The sequence below is a fragment of the Ruminobacter amylophilus genome, from assembly GCF_900115655.1.
GTDB lineage: Bacteria > Pseudomonadota > Gammaproteobacteria > Enterobacterales > Succinivibrionaceae > Ruminobacter > Ruminobacter amylophilus.
Map to the genome: position 1 here is coordinate 1 of NZ_FOXF01000051.1, position 17,402 is coordinate 17,402.

Here is a 17,402-nt window from a genome sequence, read left to right on the forward strand (position 1 = left end):
CAGCGTTCAATCTGAGCCATGATCAAACTCTTCACTTTAAATTAGTTGAAGTTTTTTCGGCTCTCTTTGAATGACTGTCTTTCTAATTGCTCTTAGATTTGACACTCAGCTTCTTCAAGAACCATTTTTTAATTTCAGCTCATGAATTCAGCGAGTGCCCACACAGATTGTCTAGATTCGTTTTTAAAGAACTTTTTGTTTTTCGCTGTGCTCAGCGAACGATGTGTATTTTAGGTTTTTTATTTTTTTCGTCAACTGTTTTTTTCATAAAAAATAAAAAAATTTACTTTTTGCATAATTATTAAGCTTATTTATTGTTTTTTGAATGTTTTTTATTCATTAAATTCTGATTAAACCTCTCATATCCACACTTTCGTTTTCCTATCATCCACCAATTCGTCTTTTTAAGGACCAAACCTACACAACCCTATTTATAATTTTATTCTGTACAAATACAACTGTGAGATCTATGATCTGTCTGTTTTCACAATACTAATGATGAATATGGTAATTGCTGAATACGCGCCACTGACAAATTCATATAAATCTCATGCTATAAGTTCTCATAATTCATACAACATGCATGAGACACCACTAGCAAACAACTTATATTAAGCGTGCACTTATGAATAAAGAAATAAATACAGTGGGACTCAGATGCCCGGAACCTCTTATGATTGTAAGAAGAGAAATGAGACAGCTGTCTCCCGGCGACACCTTATCAATTAAAGCAGACGACCCTTCAACTGACAGAGATTTTGAACTTCTCTGTACACATATGGGATACAAGATGCTGAAAAAGGACTTAAATGGTCCTGTATTATCTTTTATTATGCAAAAATAGTATTTTCGAGTACAATACGCACAATAAAATTGATATGTTGAATCAAATATGTATTTGTAAATTTACTTTAATTATCTGATACTCCTAATGAGTCTTCAAAGGAACTAGTTCGATGTCTAACACTTATGATATCAAAACCTTTCAAGGGTTGATTTTAACTCTGCAGGATTACTGGTCACGTCAGGGATGCATGATTGCACAGCCTTTCGATATGGAAGTGGGTGCCGGTACTTCTCACCCTCAGACATTCCTTCGTGCCATTGGTCCTGAACCTCACCACTGTGCATATGTTCAGCCATCTCGCAGACCTACCGATGGTCGTTATGGTGAAAATCCGAACAGATTACAGCATTATTACCAATTTCAGGTGGTACTCAAACCTTCGCCAAGCAACATTCAAGAATTATACCTTGGTTCATTGAAGGAACTGGGGTTCGATCCGTCAACACACGACATCAGATTCGTTGAGGATAACTGGGAAAACCCAACTCTCGGTGCATGGGGTTTAGGCTGGGAAGTATGGTTAAACGGCATGGAAGTAACTCAGTTCACCTACTTCCAGCAGGTTGGCGGTCTTGAATGTTTCCCTGTTACAGGTGAAGTAACATATGGTCTTGAAAGATTAGCCATGTATATCCAGGGGGTAAACAACATTTACGATCTGGTTTGGGCTCATACTCCAGCTGGTGATATTACCTATGGTGATGTTTTCCACCAGAACGAAGTTGAACAGTCTACTTATAACTTTGAATACGCTGATGTTGATTTTCTTTTCTCTGTTTTTGATGCAAGTGAAAAAGAGTGTCAGAGACTTCTCTCTTTAGAAAAACCACTGCCTCTGCCTGCATACGAAAGAATTTTAAGAGCAGCTCACGCATTTAACCTTCTAGATGCAAGACACGCGATCTCTGTTACAGAAAGACAGCGTTACATTCTCAGAATCAGAACTTTATCCAAAGGTGTAGCCGAAGCTTACTACAACGCTCGTGAAGCTTTAGGTTTCCCTATCTGCAAAACTAATAAGGAAAGCAAGTAATGGCTAATAAAAATTTACTTGTAGAGCTTGGTACCGAAGAATTACCACCAAAGGCACTCCGTAAGCTGGCAGTTGCGTTCAAAGACGGTTTTACCAACGAATTAAAGAAGGCAGATCTCTCCTTTAGTTCAGTTGAATGGTATGCAACTCCTCGCAGACTAGCTTTAAAAGTTATCGGTCTTAGCGAAAAACAGCCTGATAAATCAGTAGAAATCAAAGGTCCATCAGTTCAGGTTGCATTCAAGGATGGTCAGCCTACTCAGGTTGGACAGGCTTGGGCCAAGGCTCAGGGGATTGAATTGTCTCAGGCAGAAACAATTACGACTCCAAAAGGAGAATGGCTTGTCTATCGTACCGTTAAATCAGGACAGAACACTGTTTCACTGATTGCTGATTTTGTAAAAACAGCTCTTGGTGCCCTCCCTATTCCTAAGCTTATGCATTGGGGAAGCAAGAGAGAATTATTTGTTCGTCCTGTACATACTCTGACAATGCTGTTTGGAAATGAACTCATTCCAGGTTCAATTTTAGGACTAGAATCATCACGTACTATTCGTGGTCACAGATTCATGGGTGAAAGTGAATTCGAAATCAATTCAGCTGATGAATATCCTGAAATTCTTGAAACCAAGGGGATGGTTATTGCCGATTACGAAAGACGTAAAAAGATGATTGTTGATGCAATCACCAAACAGGCAAAAGATCTCAACGGCACAGCAGACATGGATGAAGACTTGATTGAAGAAGTTACTTCTTTAGTTGAATATCCAGTTCTGATGACAGCGAAATTTGAAGAAAAATTCCTTGCTGTTCCTGCTGAAGCCTTGGTTCATACAATGAAAGGCGATCAGAAATATTTCCCTGTATACCGTGATGGTAAGCTGTTACCTAACTTTATATTTATCAGCAACATCATTTCCAAAAATCCTGAAATGGTAATCTCAGGAAATGAAAGAGTTGTTAGACCTAGACTTGCTGATGCGGAATTCTTCTACAATACAGATAAGAAGAAAACTCTTCAGTCCAGATTCGAAAGTCTTAAGACCATACTATTCCAGAAGCAGCTCGGTTCTTTAGCCGATAAATCTGAAATCGTTGCTGAAGTCGCAACAGAAATTGCCAACAAGATTGGTGCAAACCCAGAATATGCAAAAAGAGCTGGCCTCCTGTCAAAGTGCGATTTAATGACCAATATGGTTATGGAATTTACTGATACTCAGGGTATTATGGGTATGCACTACGCCAGAATTGATGGCGAACCAGAAGAAGTTGCGTTAGCAATGAATGAACAGTACATGCCAAGATTTTCAGGTGACAGCCTTCCTTCAAACAAGGTTTCATGTGCTGTAAGCATTGCTGAGAAAATTACAACCCTTACTGGTATCTTCGGTATTAACCAGATTCCTAAGGGAGATAAAGATCCTTTCGGTTTAAGAAGAGCTTCTATTGGTGTAATCCGTATTGCAATTGAAAAGGAACTCAATCTTGATATCAGACCTTTAATTGAGTTTGCTGCTAAACTTTATGCTGACAAATTAACCAATACGAATGTTGTAAACGATGTGGTTGAATATATTCTTGGCAGATTCAAGGCATACTATCAGGAATCAGGAATCGGTGCAGATATAGTTCAGTCTGTATTGGCCACCGGTGTTACCAATCTTTTCGACTTTGACAAGCGTATCAAAGCAGTAGAAAAGTTCAAAACACTGAACGAAGCTGAATCTCTTGCAGCATCAAACAAGCGTGTAGGAAACATTCTTGCCAAGGCTGAAGGAAATCCTGCATTTAACGAATCTCTGTTAAAGGAAGAAGCAGAAATCGCACTCTATAAAGCAATGTCTGACATTTCTGCTACTACAGCTCAGTTCTACAACGCAGGTAACTATACTGATGCATTGTCAACTCTTTCCTCTCTAAAGGAGCCTGTTGATAACTTCTTTGATAAGGTTATGGTTAACTGTGAAGACGCTGCAGTCAAAAATAATCGTCTTGCACTGCTGAGACAGTTGAGAGATATGTTCACTCATATCGCTGATATCTCTCTGATACAGAAATAAGCTTTTAAAAAGTTATTAACAATGTAAAACCGTTATGGATTAGCCGTAACGGTTTTTATTTTATATAAGAATTATTAATAATTTTATACATAGGTAATATATTTTTATATCTTATTAAAAAAATCAAAGACTCTTAATGATTATCTTATTGTCTAAAGTCGTCACATTTTTATAATCGAGATATCAACTATACCACTCCTTTATAATAGAATTTAAATTGTAGCTTTCTAATTTTTTCTATTATTTTTAGATTTGGACGGCAAAAATATGGCCCTAGACATTATTGTTTGTGATGACTCCAAATTTGCAAGAAATCAGCTTATTCGGGTTATTCCTAAAAAATTGGTAAAAAACCTTTACACTTCATCTAATGGTAAAGAAGCCATGGAGCTTCTGCGTGAAGGGAAAGGTAAACTGATGTTTCTTGACCTAAACATGCCTGTTATGGATGGTTACGAAGTTTTGGAAGCCGTAAGACAGGAAGGTCTCAGAGTCATGATTATCGTTGTTTCAGGCGATATACAGCAACAGGCTCTGGAAATCATAAAAAAGTACAAGGTTCTTGCTTTCATAAAAAAACCTCTGGTGCCAGATGAACTGCATGAACTACTGACAAAATATGGTCTGTGTCATGAAGATGATCTTGAAGAATTGACAGATCCTTCAATAGCAATAGATCACAGTGAAACTAAACCTTTTGATGAATTAGGAGAAAAAATCAATATAGCCACAGGTTTGGCAGCCAGCAAAATCGCAGACATGCTTAACCTATTCGTTACCATGCCTCTGCCAAATATAAAAATAGAAACAGGCAGAAAAATTTCAAGTGATATTCAACATTGGTTAGATATCACAGGCAACATCATCGTTAGTCAGGGATTTGACGGAGATGGAATTCTTGGTGAAAGTCTTATCTATTTCTCCTCCAAGGATATTAACACTTATACAAAGGCTGTAACAGATAATCAGAAACTTGATGATCAAGCCAAAAACTCAATGGTTATAGAGCTTGCAAGTATTATTTCCGGTACTCTGATGCGTAATTTTACTCATCAGATAAACTATATTATTAACTTCAATTTTCCGGGTTTGGTTTCGCCAAACGTTGAACACAATCTAACTAACCCTGAACTAATAAACAGTAAGATTCTGAATGTTGAGCTGACATACGTTATTAAAGATTTAAACATGAACATAAAGTTCCAAATACTATTTAATCACTCCACTTCAGAAAAACTTAAGGAAATTATGGCACTGGTATGACGGATATTCTTGATAATCTTAGCGAAATTCACGACCTTCATCGAAGCTTAACCATCATTCAGAATCTGAATGTAGGGGTTATTGTTCTGGACAAAAATTTTAAAGTAAAAATCTGGAACAGTTTTATGGAAACCAAAAGTGGCATTGAAGGTTATAAAATCAATGACCACAGTATTTTTGAATTCTTCCCAGAATTAGCAAACTCATGGCTGAAAGATAAAATTGTTGAAGCTTTTTCCATGGATACACTTGTATTCAGTTCGTGGGAACAGCATAAGGAAGTATTCAAATTCGCAAACAGTCGTCCTTTTACCGGCACATCATCAGAGATGATGATGAACTTCACTTTCATTCCTGTGATGTCACTAACCGGACAATGTGAAGAAGTAACGGTAATTATCTACGATGTAACAGATGAAGCAAGCTCAAAACTCTCCCTACAGGATGCAAATAAAAGGCTGCATGAGCTATCAATTACCGACAGACTTACAACTCTTTACAATCGTGGTTACTGGGAAGAATGTCTCAAGCAGCAATACAACATTAATAAGAGAACACTCATGCCAATAACATTAATGATGTTCGATATAGATCATTTTAAAAATGTGAATGATACCTACGGACATCCTGCTGGAGATGCTGTTCTCAGAGAAGTTTCTGCCATTCTGAAGAAACAGATAAGAAGCACAGATATTGCCGGACGATATGGCGGCGAAGAATTTGCAATTCTGTTGGTTGATGCAAACAGAGAGTCAGCATTCATGGTAGCTGAACGTATTCGTAAGGCCGTTGAAGCTCACACCGTATATTATGAAGATATGGTTATCAAATTTACAATAAGTCTTGGTTTGTGTACTCTTTCCGAGACTATTCCAAGTGCACAGGAATGGCTTGTAAGCACTGATAACTGCCTGTACTTTTCAAAAGAGCACGGAAGAAATCGTACAACTCAATACGGATTAAACGACACTGAGGCTACCATGAACATAAAGCCAGAATACAAGCATGGTACAAAAAAATAAAAATGTTGTAACAGAGTAAAACAGTATATGAAAAAGGGAAGAAGCATAACAGCTCCTTCCCCTTTTTTTAGTTTTTATAATTGTTCCGGCAACAAATTACTTACCAAAAACAATGCGCTTCATGTCCTTCATGTAACCACGAAGAGTATGACCTACAACTTCGATTGGGTGGTTACGAATCTTTTCATTTACGTCAATAAGAGTCTGGTTATCAACAGAAGTATCAGCAGAAGATAAACCTACACCGATATCTTCAAGGGTAACCTTATCCATGAACTTTTCCTTGAGTAAAGGTACACAAGCATTAGAGAAGAGGTAGTTACCATATTCAGCGGTATCAGAAATAACTACGTTCATTTCATACAGACGCTTACGAGCAATTGTGTTAGCAATTAATGGAAGTTCGTGTAATGATTCGTAGTAAGCTGATTCAGGGTAAATACCAGATTCAGTCATGGTTTCGAATGCTAATTCAACACCAGCCTTGATGGTAGCAACCATGAAAATACCCTTATCGAAATATTCCTGTTCAGAAATTTCAGTGCTGCATGCAGGAGCATTTTCAAAAGCAGATTCCTGAGTTTCCTTTCTCCAGCGTAACAGATCCTTATCGTTATCTGCCCAGTCCTTCATCATGGTTTCAGAGAACTTACCGCTTTCAATGTCATCCATATGCTTACGATATAAAGGACGCATAATAACCTTTAATTCTTCAGCCATGTTGAAAGCCTTGATCTTAGCAGGATTGCTCAAACGATCCATCATATTGGTGATACCGCCGAACTTAAGTGCTTCACCGATAGTTTCCCAACCGTACTGTAAAAGCTTACATGCATAACCAGCATCAATACCGCCGGCAACCATCTTATCAAAAGCGAGTAAGCTTGCGGTCTGAAGCATACCGCAGAGAATAGTCTGTTCACCCATAAGGTCAGACTTAACTTCAGCAACGAAGGATGAAGCAAGACAACCAGCCTTATGACCACCGGTACCGGCAGCCCAAGCCTTTGCGATATCCCAGCCTTCACCCTTAGGATCGTTTTCTGGGTGAACTGCAATTAAGGTAGGAACACCGAAACCACGAACATATTCGTTACGAACTTCTGTACCTGGGCACTTTGGAGCAACCATAACTACAGTGATATCCTTACGAATCTGTTCACCAACTTCAACGATATTGAAACCATGTGAATAACCAAGAGCTGCACCTTCCTTCATTAAAGGCATAACAGCCTTAACTACTGGAGAATGCTGCTTATCTGGAGTAAGGTTGATTACGAGGTCAGCAGTTGGAATTAATTCTTCATAAGTACCAACCTTGAAGCCATTTTCAGAAGCACGCTTGAAAGAAGCTCTCTTTTCAGCAATAGCTTCAGCACGTAATGCATAAGATACATCAAGACCAGAGTCACGCATATTTAAACCCTGATTTAAGCCCTGTGCACCGCAACCAACGATTACAACTTTCTTACCCTTTAAGAAATCACAACCTGAGGCGAATTCTTCACGAGCCATAAAACGACAGCAGCCTAACTGTGCTAACTGTTCACGTAAATTTAAAGTATTGAAGTAATTTGACATTTTTTTATCCTGTCCGTTATTCAAATAAGATTGTATTAAAAATAAACATAACGTAATTATACACAAATGTAGTTATTGCTAAAAGTGATATATATGCAATATTGCGTTGCATAATACGCAACACAATATTAAAATTTTAGTAAATATTGATTATAGGGACTTTACACAAGTAAAAACAGCTAAGTACAGAAACTTTATTATTAAAAAATCATGGATACATCTGAACTTTATTTATTCCTTTCTCTCAGTAATTTTTTGTCATTCAGACGTACAGCAGAGCACTGCGCCGTTACCCCTTCAACACTCAGCCGGGCAATCGCCAGAATGGAAGAAGAGCTTAGTGCTAAGCTTTTCGAAAGAGACAACCAGACAGTAGAACTGACAGCTGCCGGCAAAAAATTTAAAGAATTCGCCAGCGAATACTATTTGAACTACCTGAAAATAAAGGAAGAACTGAAAGCTGTATCCGAAACGATGACCGGTAACCTAAAAATATTCTGTTCCGTTACAGCCTGTGTCTGTCTTTTGCCGGAATTACTTAATCAATATCGTTTTCTGTACCCAAACATTGACTTGAAAATAGAAACCGGTGATGCTGCGCTGGCTCTTGATAAAATAATCAACCATGAAGCGGAGCTATCAATTGCCGCCATTCCTCCACACATACCGCAGGGATTGATAACACACGGCTTCACCAAAATACCATTAGTGTTCATAGCCCCAAAAAAAATACCACAGCAATGGCTGAAAAAAGGGGAAATAGACATGACAACAGTTCCCTATGTCGTATCAGAACAGGGAGCTCTAAGAAAAGAAATCAATGTCTGGTTCAACCGAAAGAACATTAAACCAAACGTTATCGCTCAGGTGGCAGGAAATGAGGCAATTGTATCTCTTGTAGCTCTCGGAATGGGAATCGCCATTATTCCCGAGGCTGTTCTCATGCAGAGTTCAAGCGCCGGAGATGTACAAATCATTGATCGTCCCAATGACATAACTCCATTCAATGTGGGACTATGTACAAACCAGTCCAAAAACAAAGATAAAGCCGTAAAGGCCTTTATTGAGGTTGCTCGTACCTGCATGCCAAAAGAACTTACTTTTAAAAACATATCCTAATACATCATCAGATAATGGCAAACACATCAGGTTTATACAGCTGTTATACTTAAATATGCACCTCTCATTTATTCTACTTAACAAACAAGAGTCGTATCGTGTAAAATATGCAAGTATTTTACTTATCAGGGCTGAACGATTTATTAACCTCTTTAAAAATTCATTCAGCCAACGAACTTAATACTTACAGGTAAATGTTATGAAAAATATTAACCCTACCAAGACTGCTGCCTGGGCAGCCCTCAATGAACATTTCAAAGCCATTTCAAATGTTACCATTGCAGATCATTTCAAGGCTGACAGCAATCGTTTCAACAACTTTTCTTTAAAGCTCAATCCTGACTTTCTGGTTGACTTTTCAAAGAACAGAATTAATCAGGAAACCTTAAATCTTCTCATCAACCTTGCAAAAGAAACTGATCTTTCAGGTGCCATAGAATCAATGTTCAGTGGTGAAAAAATTAACGTTACCGAAAACAGAGCCGTTCTTCACACAGCTTTAAGAAACAAGTCCAACAAGCCTGTTCTCGTTGATGGAAAGGACGTAATGCCAGAAGTTAATGCCGTACTCGAAAAGATGAAGGCATTCTGTGCAAAGATTATTTCAGGCGAATGGAAGGGTTATACCGGTAAGGAAATCACTGATGTTGTTAACATCGGTATCGGTGGTAGTGATCTTGGTCCATGCATGATCAGCGAAGCATTAGCAGCTTACAGAACCAGACTCACTCCACACTTTGTTTCCAACGTTGACGGCACTCATATTGCTGAAACTTTAAAGAAGCTCAACCCTGAAACCACTTTATTCCTGATTGCTTCAAAGACCTTTACAACTCAGGAAACCATGACCAATGCTCACACCGCAAGAGACTGGTTCTTAAAGCACGCCGGAGACAAGGCTCATGTAGCAAAGCACTTCGCAGCCCTCTCTACTAATGCAAAGGCTGTTTCAGAATTTGGTATTGATACCGCAAACATGTTTGAATTCTGGGATTGGGTTGGAGGCAGATACTCTTCATGGTCTGCTATCGGTTTATCTATTGCTTTAGCTGTTGGTTTCGACAACTTTGAAAAGCTTCTTGCCGGTGCTTACGAAATGGACTGTCATTTCCGCAATACAGAATTTTCAAAGAATATTCCTGTAATCCTTGCTTTAATCGGAATCTGGTACAACAACTTCTACAAGTTTGAATCAGAAGCAATTTTACCTTACGATCAGTACATGTATCGTTTCCCAGCCTACTTCCAGCAGGGTAACATGGAATCAAATGGTAAATACATTGACCGTGATGGTAATAAGGTTGATTACCAGACCGGTCCTATCATTTGGGGTGAACCAGGAACCAATGGTCAGCACGCATTCTATCAGCTGATTCATCAGGGCACAAAAGTAATTCCTTGTGACTTCATTGCTCCAGCAATCAGTCATAATCCTATCGGCGATCACCACGCTAAGCTTTTATCAAACTTCTTTGCTCAGACTGAAGCTCTTGCATTCGGTAAGTCAAAGGAAACTGTAATTGCAGAATTCGAAGCTAAGGGTATTAGCAAGGAAAACTACGAAAAGCTTGTTCCATTCAAGGTATTTGAAGGTAATCGCCCAACCAATTCTATTTTAGTTAAGAAAATTACCCCTGAAACTCTCGGTGCCCTCATCGCCATGTATGAACACAAGATTTTCACTCAGGGTGTAATCATGAATATCTTCAGTTTTGACCAGTGGGGTGTTGAATTAGGCAAGCAGCTTGCAGGCAAGATTCTTCCAGAACTTTCCTGTCAGGACAAGGTTACTGCTCATGATGCTTCAACCAATGGTCTGATTAACTTCTTCAAGGAACTGAACAAGTAAGATATCAGTAAATACAGGGATCCTTCCCTGTTTTAACACTGCTTAAGACATAGCGATCGTGATATATGGTCACGATCGCTTTTTTTGTGCATTATCCCTTGTTTATCCATACAAAATATAGACCTTATCCATATTTGAATCTAAGCTAGAAATATAAGCACAAAACATACAATCGGGAGGAATCATGAATAAGGTTGGTTACTTCATAAATGATGAAGGTCGCGGATGTTTTAGAATTTTTGCCCCATTCTGCGATACATTAGCTGTTGAACTAGACAGAACTCATAGAGTTATTGAACTGCAGAAACAGGATGATGGATATTTTACTGCCGAAACCGATAAACTCCCTGAAGGTATCCTATATTGGTTGGTTAAAAACGGAACAGAATATCTTCCTGATCCGTATTCAAAATACCAACCGTTTGACGTACACAGCACATCCATGATCTGCTATCCCCATAAAGCAGACTTCAGTAAATGGCAGGGAATAGATCCAAAGGATGTTGTTATCTACGAACTGCATATAGGAACATTTACAGAAGAAGGAACCCTTAAGGGAGCCACCAAACGACTTTCATATCTAAAGACGCTGGGAATTAATGTAATTGAATTAATGCCTATTGCAGCTTTTCCCGGAGAAAGAAACTGGGGATATGATGGTACATACATGTTTGCCCTGAATATGGGATATGGCAACTATCGTGATTTGGAAGATTTTCTTAATCTCGCCCATTCTTTAGGAATTGCCGTAATACTTGATGTTGTATACAACCATTTCGGGCCTGAAGGTAATTACAGCGGAATGCTGGCACCTTTCACTAAAAATGCTGATACTCCTTGGGGAGCCGCAATAAACTTTGATTCAGAAAACTCACACGGTATAAGAGATTTTTATCTGGCAAACGCATACTACTGGCTTTCTGAGATTGGTTTTGACGGCTTCAGAATGGATGCAGTATCCCTTGTTTATGACAGTTCATCCAAACATATTCTCACTGAAATAAACAGATTGGCTAAAGATATAGAAGAGAAAGAACATCGTAAGATAATCATGATTGCAGAACACCTTCGCAATGACAAACACGTTACCTCATCAGATGGTTTCGGTTTTAATGCTCAATGGTGTGATGACTTAAACTATTCTCTTTATAGTTACTTAACACATGAAACATTCCGTCATTATAAAGACTTCGGATCCATTGATGATATTTATAAAGCTCTGACAAAAGGTTTTGTCTACGATGGTACCAAATTAAACAGTGTTTATAACAATTATCAGGGAGAAGACGGTTCAGACATTCCACCTGAACAGCTCGTTGTACACATTCAGAATCATGATCAGATAGGTAATCGTCCTCATGGTGATCGAATGAGTACTACCTACGGAATAGACAAGGCTCTTCTTGCTGCAACGATTTGTTTTTCCAGTCCCTACACACCTATGATTTTCATGGGAGAAGAATATGCTGAAATGAACCCGTTCTACTTTTTTGAAAGTTTTAATGACCAATGGCTTGTTGACGCTGTAAGAGAAGGCAGAAAACGCGAATTTTCTTTCATGCCTGACGTGGAAATAAAAGAACCTCATGATGTAAAAACATTCATAGACAGTCGTTTGGATATGGACTGTACATCTGATTCGCCACATAGTGAAGTTCTTAATTTTTATCAGTCTCTCATAGCTTTGAAAAAGAGCAAGGTTATAGGCATTCACAACCGAAACGACATTAAAGTAGTGTTGAACAAAGATAAAAAAATCATAACCATTACAACACCAAAGAGTATTACCGTATGCAATCTCGGGGAAGAATCCCAGTCACTGACAGAATTGGGAATATCAGACAAAAAAATGCTCATTTCGTCAAAAGTAAATCACAATCATGACGAAAAATGCATTGAGGGATTCAGTGCAAGAATATATTCTCTGTAATACTTCATTAAATTAAGGCCTCCGAATAAACGGAGGCTTTTACGATCTTATATTCTGCCACCTTTTTCACTCATAGTTTCATTTTCAAAACATATGAAATATGATAAAATATATCTATATTTTTAGAGAAAATTACATCGTTAATAAATATAAAAAAATTATGAAAAATAATATCACAACCCCTATTGAGATTTATCAGTCCGAAGCTTCAGTAAAAGAAGTTCAGGCAACAATGCACATGGAAGGATTCAATCTGACTGACGATGAGTTAACTATGTTAAATGACTGCATCTCTGGAAGAAAGAGTAGCGAAGAAATACGCAAAGAATTAATCGCAAAGATAATTTTCAAGAAAAATAATGCATGATACTCAAGATCCATACTGTTATCCCGGAACGGAAGTTTTAAGAAACAAACTGGAAATTAAAGACGAAACAGAACTTTTTGAAACAGAAAAAGTTCTTTCAATGCTCCGCCTCCTTGAGCTGTTAAAAAAGCCTCTGGAAGGGAGATTTGATTTTGATCATTTATGCAGAATACACTTTTACCTGTTCCAGGATCTTTATGACTGGGCTGGAAAAATCAGAACAGTAGACATTGGCAAAGGGAATATGTTCTGCCATGTTAAATTCATAGAAAAAGAAGCAACAAAGCTTTTCAAAGATCTTCAGACTGAAACCAAGCAGAATAATTTTACTCTCCCAAGGTTTGTTGAAAGATGTGCTTTTTATTTTTCTGAAATAAATGCCATACATCCTTTTAGAGAAGGTAACGGCAGAGTTCAGAGAGAATTCATGAGGTCATGGGCGATACACTGTGGGTTTAAACTGGAATTCTCAAAAGTTTCCCGTCAGGACATGCTGACAGCATCTAGAGAATCTTTTGTTTGTAACTACAAGCCTATGATTGAAATTTTTAAAAACATAACAACAGAACTTAAAAACACTCACTAAGCTCCCCATAATCACAAGATAATTGTTTTGCCATCTTAAAAATAGAATACCTTATATTTATAAAAATGTTAGAATATGACCAAATTCTATAATCGTGATTTTTTCTTTGTTAATTAAATGGAATAAAAAATGGAAATTAAAACCCGTTTTGCTCCTAGTCCTACAGGTTATCTTCATGTAGGTGGTGCACGTACTGCTTTATATTCTTGGCTCTATGCTAGACATAACAATGGTAAGTTCGTACTTAGAATTGAAGATACAGACCGAGAAAGATCTACTCAGCCTGCTATTGATGCCATTATCGAGTCTATGAAATGGACTGGTCTGAACTGGGATGAAGGTCCATATTACCAAACTAAGAGATTTGACCGTTACAATCAGGTAATTGATGAACTTTTGGAAAAAGGACTTGCATACAAGTGCTATTGTTCAAAAGAAAGACTTGATGAAGTTAGAGAAGAACAGCAGCGTCAGGGTATCAAACCAAGATACGATGGTCACTGTCGCGATGAAGATCCTAGCAAACATTCTCCTGATGAACCATACTGCATCAGATTTAAAAATCCAACATCAGGTAAAGTAGGTTTCGACGACCAGATCAGAGGTCATATTGAATTTGATAATGCTGAACTTGATGATCTTGTCATCAGAAGAACCGACGGAACTCCTACATACAATTTCTGTGTAGTTATTGATGACTGGGATATGGGTATCACCCATGTAATCAGAGGTGAAGACCACATTAACAACACACCTAGACAGATTAATATCTACAAGGCTCTCGGAGCACCTGTTCCAGTATTTGCTCACGTATCAATGATCCTTGGTGATGATGGTACCAAGCTTTCAAAGAGACATGGTGCCGTTAGCGTTATGCAGTATCGCGATGACGGTTATTTACCGGAAGCTCTTATGAACTATCTGGTAAGATTAGGCTGGGGACATGGCAATCAGGAAATTTTCTCTATAGAAGAAATGATTAACTACTTTGCCCTGGAAAATGTTTCAAAGAGTGCTTCAGCTTTCAGTACTGATAAACTGAAATGGATGAATCAGCACTATATCAAAACCCTTCCTGCAGAAAGAGTAGCTGAAGAACTCGTATGGCAGATGGATAATCTTGGAATTGATTACTCTAAAGGTCCAAAACTTGCAGACGTAGTTAACGCTCAGAAGGAAAGATGCAAAACCCTTAAGGAAATGGCAGAAAATTCCGTATACTTCTACCAGGAATATACCGACTATGAACCAAAAGCCGCTAAAAAGTGGTTTAAAGAAAACAGTGCTGAAGCCCTTGAACGCTCTTTGGAAAAGCTTAAGAACTTACCAGAATGGAAGCTCGAACCAATTGAAGAAGCATTCAAATCAGTTGCTACTGACATGGATGTTGGCTTAGGTAAAGTAGGCATGCCTTTACGCCTTGCCATTACTGGTTTAGGTGTTTCTCCTGAAATGGGAATTACCATGGAACTTGTTGGCAGAGAACGCTGCATTGCCAGAATTGAAAAGACTATCAAGTACCTGAAAGAAAAGGCCGCTTCTCAGACTAATGCATAATTAGACTACTAAAATAGTTACCAACATACAGAATAAGGGGGAGAATACAAGATGTATTCTTCCCTTTTTATCATAATCAAAAATTAGTTATTAAAATGACTTCAAACAACTTAACAAATCAGGCAAAACAAACAGAAAAAGTATCAATAAAAAGCTTCAGGGATTTTATCCACGAAGAAACTTCAGGATGGAACCGAACAGAATTAGCATGGCTTATCGGTGGTGTTACAGTCATAAGTCTATTAACAATAATGAAACTTAATCCTGATAATAACCGATTATTTACGACTGAATTTCTGGTGTCACTTACCGCAGCGGTTACAGGTTGTATTGCCGCCATACTTACAGGAAAAGGGAAACTAGGAGCTTTCGTTTTTGGGTTAATCAATTCTGTACTTTACGCTTATATTTCCTACAAATACAAATATTATGGAGAAGTATGTGTAAAAGTAATCATATTCATTCCACTGAATATATATGGTATTTTCTGCTGGATTAGAAATATAAGTACAAAAGATTATGAGGTGGTAAAACGCAGTCTTGGAAAAAATAAAATTATTCTGGTCACTACTACCGTAATTATAGCAACTCTAATAACAGGGTATATTCTGGAACAGATTGGAGGGAAAAGGCCCTATATAGATGCCACCACCTCAATACTTGCGACTACAGGACTGATACTGACAATTAAAAGATATTCACAAAACTGGTTACTATGGATACTGTTAAATATTTTAAGCATATGGTTATGGATAATCCCTTTTTACAAAGGAGAAGGACAACCAGTAGCTATACTTTTAATGTGGTGTTTCTATCTGATAAATTCTATTGTGATGTACATAAGATGGAACAAAAAATCATATAAGCTATCTAATAATAAAACATGATATTAATCATAAAGAAAACAAGAAATGTTAATTTTTTGTTTGTTTAAGCAACAGAGCACGTTTTTTGATTTTACATAAAATTATAATCGGCTCATACGTTGGAGGTTATATAAAGTGAATTTACTATCAAAGCTTATAACATTGGTAATAGCACCTTTCTTATGCTTAATTGTATCAGTATTTATGATAACAGCTAATGCATTTGCGTATGAAACATGCGACGAAGAAGATGAGGAATGTAAAAATATCACAGGATATAACGCAAATCTGAAAAAAGAATCAGATAATATTAGAGATCAGGTTAAATCAATGACTGATTGCGCTATGCAGACAAACTGTGAGACTCTAAAGAAGTAAACAAGGTATCTAAAATAATAAACCGAGCTAAATAGTATGAACCCCGTTATTGATCACTAGATTGATAACGGGGTTTTAATATGAAGTTTACTTATGAAGACAAACTGAAGATCATAGAAGATTATAAAAAGAGCACAATCTTGTCCAAAGCATGTCCAGTAAAGCTACTACACATGACAACATTATGATTGAAATATTCTTTGGCAGAATGAAGGTTGAAATGTTTTATGGTAGGGAAAAGACATTTAAGGACTTAAATGACTTAGAAAAAGCTATTAAATATTATATAAATTGGGATAACACTGATAGAGTTTGTAAAAAGTTAAAAGGCCTGTCTCCTATTAATTTTAGGAAACAAGCCTCAAATTCTGTTAGTATGACCTAGAAAATTACTGGGGCCATACTAAAAAAATTAGGAACCAGAAGTTGCAAATTTAATGATTATAAAACATTTAAAATCCACTGGAAAAATGAGAAACAAGAGCATATTGAATTCATTAAGGTATGAGATGTCTGATTTTATGGTAAAAGACAATCTGAGCGAATTCTATAGCAAAATACAACGAATATAACAAAAGTTATAAATACAGAATTAATTCAGTTAATGAATAACCGAAACTTTGTTGTTTTAAACATATACGAAAAATAATTTAATGGAAGTTGCAGAAAATACAAGACTTCCATAATTTTTTGCGGTATAATATAAACATATATATTATATGTTTATATGGATGATTTTATGGCTGTAGCAGACACTCCGAAATTACCTCCTCTTATGATTATCAATCAGGGAAAATACTCTTATGTCACGACATATAAGATTACTTGGGACAAGACACTCAGACAACCGAGAAGGGTGCCGGGGCAGAATAAAACCGTGGGCAAGATTGTCGGTGGAGGAACTGAAGGTGTCATAGAATGGAATTCTGAATTTCTTGACGAAC

The 17,402-nt window shown here is 37.4% G+C and carries 15 protein-coding genes; 14 read left to right on the forward strand and 1 reads right to left on the reverse strand.

Annotated features, from left to right (window positions below):
- Positions 1 to 625 precede the first annotated feature (625 nt).
- The 5 genes from BMY80_RS10035 (at position 626) to BMY80_RS10055 (ending at position 6,225) form a co-directional block, all read left to right on the forward strand.
- The gene (locus BMY80_RS10035) at positions 626 to 844 is read left to right on the forward strand and encodes a sulfurtransferase TusA family protein (RefSeq protein ID WP_031579901.1); all 219 of its coding nucleotides are present in this window, start codon (positions 626 to 628) and stop codon (positions 842 to 844) included.
- Between the two features lie 112 nt (positions 845 to 956).
- The gene (gene glyQ, locus BMY80_RS10040; protein WP_031579900.1) at positions 957 to 1,880 is read left to right on the forward strand and encodes a glycine--tRNA ligase subunit alpha; all 924 of its coding nucleotides are present in this window, start codon (positions 957 to 959) and stop codon (positions 1,878 to 1,880) included.
- On the forward strand, positions 1,880 to 3,940 hold the full coding sequence (glyS, locus tag BMY80_RS10045; RefSeq protein ID WP_093143307.1) for a glycine--tRNA ligase subunit beta: 2,061 nt from the start codon (positions 1,880 to 1,882) through the stop codon (positions 3,938 to 3,940). The genes glyQ and glyS overlap by 1 nt, the downstream gene beginning before the upstream one ends.
- A gap of 267 nt (positions 3,941 to 4,207) precedes the next feature.
- Positions 4,208 to 5,203 (forward strand): response regulator, encoded by a 996-nt coding sequence (locus BMY80_RS10050; protein ID WP_093143309.1) that lies wholly within the window; start codon positions 4,208 to 4,210, stop codon positions 5,201 to 5,203.
- Positions 5,200 to 6,225, forward strand: a complete 1,026-nt coding sequence (locus tag BMY80_RS10055; RefSeq protein ID WP_051622011.1) for a GGDEF domain-containing protein — start codon at positions 5,200 to 5,202, stop codon at positions 6,223 to 6,225. Before BMY80_RS10050 ends, BMY80_RS10055 begins: the two co-directional genes overlap by 4 nt.
- A 96-nt stretch (positions 6,226 to 6,321) precedes the next feature.
- Here the strand turns inward: BMY80_RS10055 and ilvC are convergent, their stop codons facing one another.
- A complete protein-coding gene (ilvC, locus tag BMY80_RS10060) occupies positions 6,322 to 7,806 on the reverse strand; it encodes a ketol-acid reductoisomerase (protein ID WP_093143312.1) in 1,485 nt (494 codons plus the stop codon).
- 210 nt (positions 7,807 to 8,016) lie between these two features.
- Here ilvC and ilvY point away from each other — a divergent pair, with 210 nt between their 5' ends.
- From ilvY to BMY80_RS10110, 9 genes are all read left to right on the forward strand, one after another.
- A complete protein-coding gene (gene ilvY / locus BMY80_RS10065) occupies positions 8,017 to 8,925 on the forward strand; it encodes an HTH-type transcriptional activator IlvY (protein ID WP_093143314.1) in 909 nt (302 codons plus the stop codon).
- Positions 8,926 to 9,124: 199 nt separating this feature from the next.
- A complete protein-coding gene (gene pgi, locus BMY80_RS10070) occupies positions 9,125 to 10,774 on the forward strand; it encodes a glucose-6-phosphate isomerase (RefSeq protein WP_093143316.1) in 1,650 nt (549 codons plus the stop codon).
- A gap of 184 nt (positions 10,775 to 10,958) precedes the next feature.
- Positions 10,959 to 12,704, forward strand: coding sequence for a malto-oligosyltrehalose trehalohydrolase (gene treZ, locus BMY80_RS10075; RefSeq protein WP_093143318.1), 1,746 nt, complete (start codon positions 10,959 to 10,961; stop codon positions 12,702 to 12,704).
- Positions 12,705 to 12,804: 100 nt separating this feature from the next.
- The gene (locus BMY80_RS10080) at positions 12,805 to 13,071 is read left to right on the forward strand and encodes an antitoxin VbhA family protein (protein ID WP_031579892.1); all 267 of its coding nucleotides are present in this window, start codon (positions 12,805 to 12,807) and stop codon (positions 13,069 to 13,071) included.
- Complete coding sequence (locus BMY80_RS10085; protein WP_031579891.1) at positions 13,064 to 13,657, forward strand: Fic/DOC family protein; 594 nt, start codon at positions 13,064 to 13,066, stop codon at positions 13,655 to 13,657. Before BMY80_RS10080 ends, BMY80_RS10085 begins: the two co-directional genes overlap by 8 nt.
- Before the next feature lie 129 nt (positions 13,658 to 13,786).
- Positions 13,787 to 15,214 carry a glutamate--tRNA ligase gene (gene gltX / locus BMY80_RS10090; protein WP_031579890.1) on the forward strand — a complete coding sequence of 476 codons (1,428 nt, stop codon included), beginning with the start codon at positions 13,787 to 13,789 and terminating at the stop codon, positions 15,212 to 15,214.
- A 95-nt stretch (positions 15,215 to 15,309) separates the two neighbouring features.
- Positions 15,310 to 16,101: a nicotinamide riboside transporter PnuC gene (gene pnuC, locus BMY80_RS10095; RefSeq protein WP_051622005.1), complete on the forward strand. Its 792-nt coding sequence runs from the start codon at positions 15,310 to 15,312 to the stop codon at positions 16,099 to 16,101.
- A 541-nt stretch (positions 16,102 to 16,642) separates the two neighbouring features.
- A complete protein-coding gene (locus tag BMY80_RS12840; RefSeq protein WP_177178568.1) occupies positions 16,643 to 16,843 on the forward strand; it encodes an IS3 family transposase in 201 nt (66 codons plus the stop codon).
- 354 nt (positions 16,844 to 17,197) lie between these two features.
- Positions 17,198 to 17,402 (forward strand): hypothetical protein (locus BMY80_RS10110; protein WP_218140355.1); only part of this gene is annotated, 205 nt, incomplete at its 3' end.

Excerpts from the sequence above, each read along its gene's own strand:
- BMY80_RS10035 (WP_031579901.1), top strand. The coding sequence starts at position 626 with ATGAATAAAGAAATAAATACAGTGGGACTCAGATGCCCGGAACCTCTT.
- glyQ (WP_031579900.1), top strand. The coding sequence starts at position 957 with ATGTCTAACACTTATGATATCAAAACCTTTCAAGGGTTGATTTTAACT.
- glyS (WP_093143307.1), top strand. The coding sequence starts at position 1,880 with ATGGCTAATAAAAATTTACTTGTAGAGCTTGGTACCGAAGAATTACCA.
- BMY80_RS10050 (WP_093143309.1), top strand. The coding sequence starts at position 4,208 with ATGGCCCTAGACATTATTGTTTGTGATGACTCCAAATTTGCAAGAAAT.
- BMY80_RS10055 (WP_051622011.1), top strand. The coding sequence starts at position 5,200 with ATGACGGATATTCTTGATAATCTTAGCGAAATTCACGACCTTCATCGA.
- ilvC (WP_093143312.1), bottom strand. The coding sequence starts at position 7,806 with ATGTCAAATTACTTCAATACTTTAAATTTACGTGAACAGTTAGCACAG.
- ilvY (WP_093143314.1), top strand. The coding sequence starts at position 8,017 with ATGGATACATCTGAACTTTATTTATTCCTTTCTCTCAGTAATTTTTTG.
- pgi (WP_093143316.1), top strand. The coding sequence starts at position 9,125 with ATGAAAAATATTAACCCTACCAAGACTGCTGCCTGGGCAGCCCTCAAT.
- treZ (WP_093143318.1), top strand. The coding sequence starts at position 10,959 with ATGAATAAGGTTGGTTACTTCATAAATGATGAAGGTCGCGGATGTTTT.
- BMY80_RS10080 (WP_031579892.1), top strand. The coding sequence starts at position 12,805 with ATGATAAAATATATCTATATTTTTAGAGAAAATTACATCGTTAATAAA.
- BMY80_RS10085 (WP_031579891.1), top strand. The coding sequence starts at position 13,064 with ATGCATGATACTCAAGATCCATACTGTTATCCCGGAACGGAAGTTTTA.
- gltX (WP_031579890.1), top strand. The coding sequence starts at position 13,787 with ATGGAAATTAAAACCCGTTTTGCTCCTAGTCCTACAGGTTATCTTCAT.
- pnuC (WP_051622005.1), top strand. The coding sequence starts at position 15,310 with ATGACTTCAAACAACTTAACAAATCAGGCAAAACAAACAGAAAAAGTA.
- BMY80_RS12840 (WP_177178568.1), top strand. The coding sequence starts at position 16,643 with ATGATTGAAATATTCTTTGGCAGAATGAAGGTTGAAATGTTTTATGGT.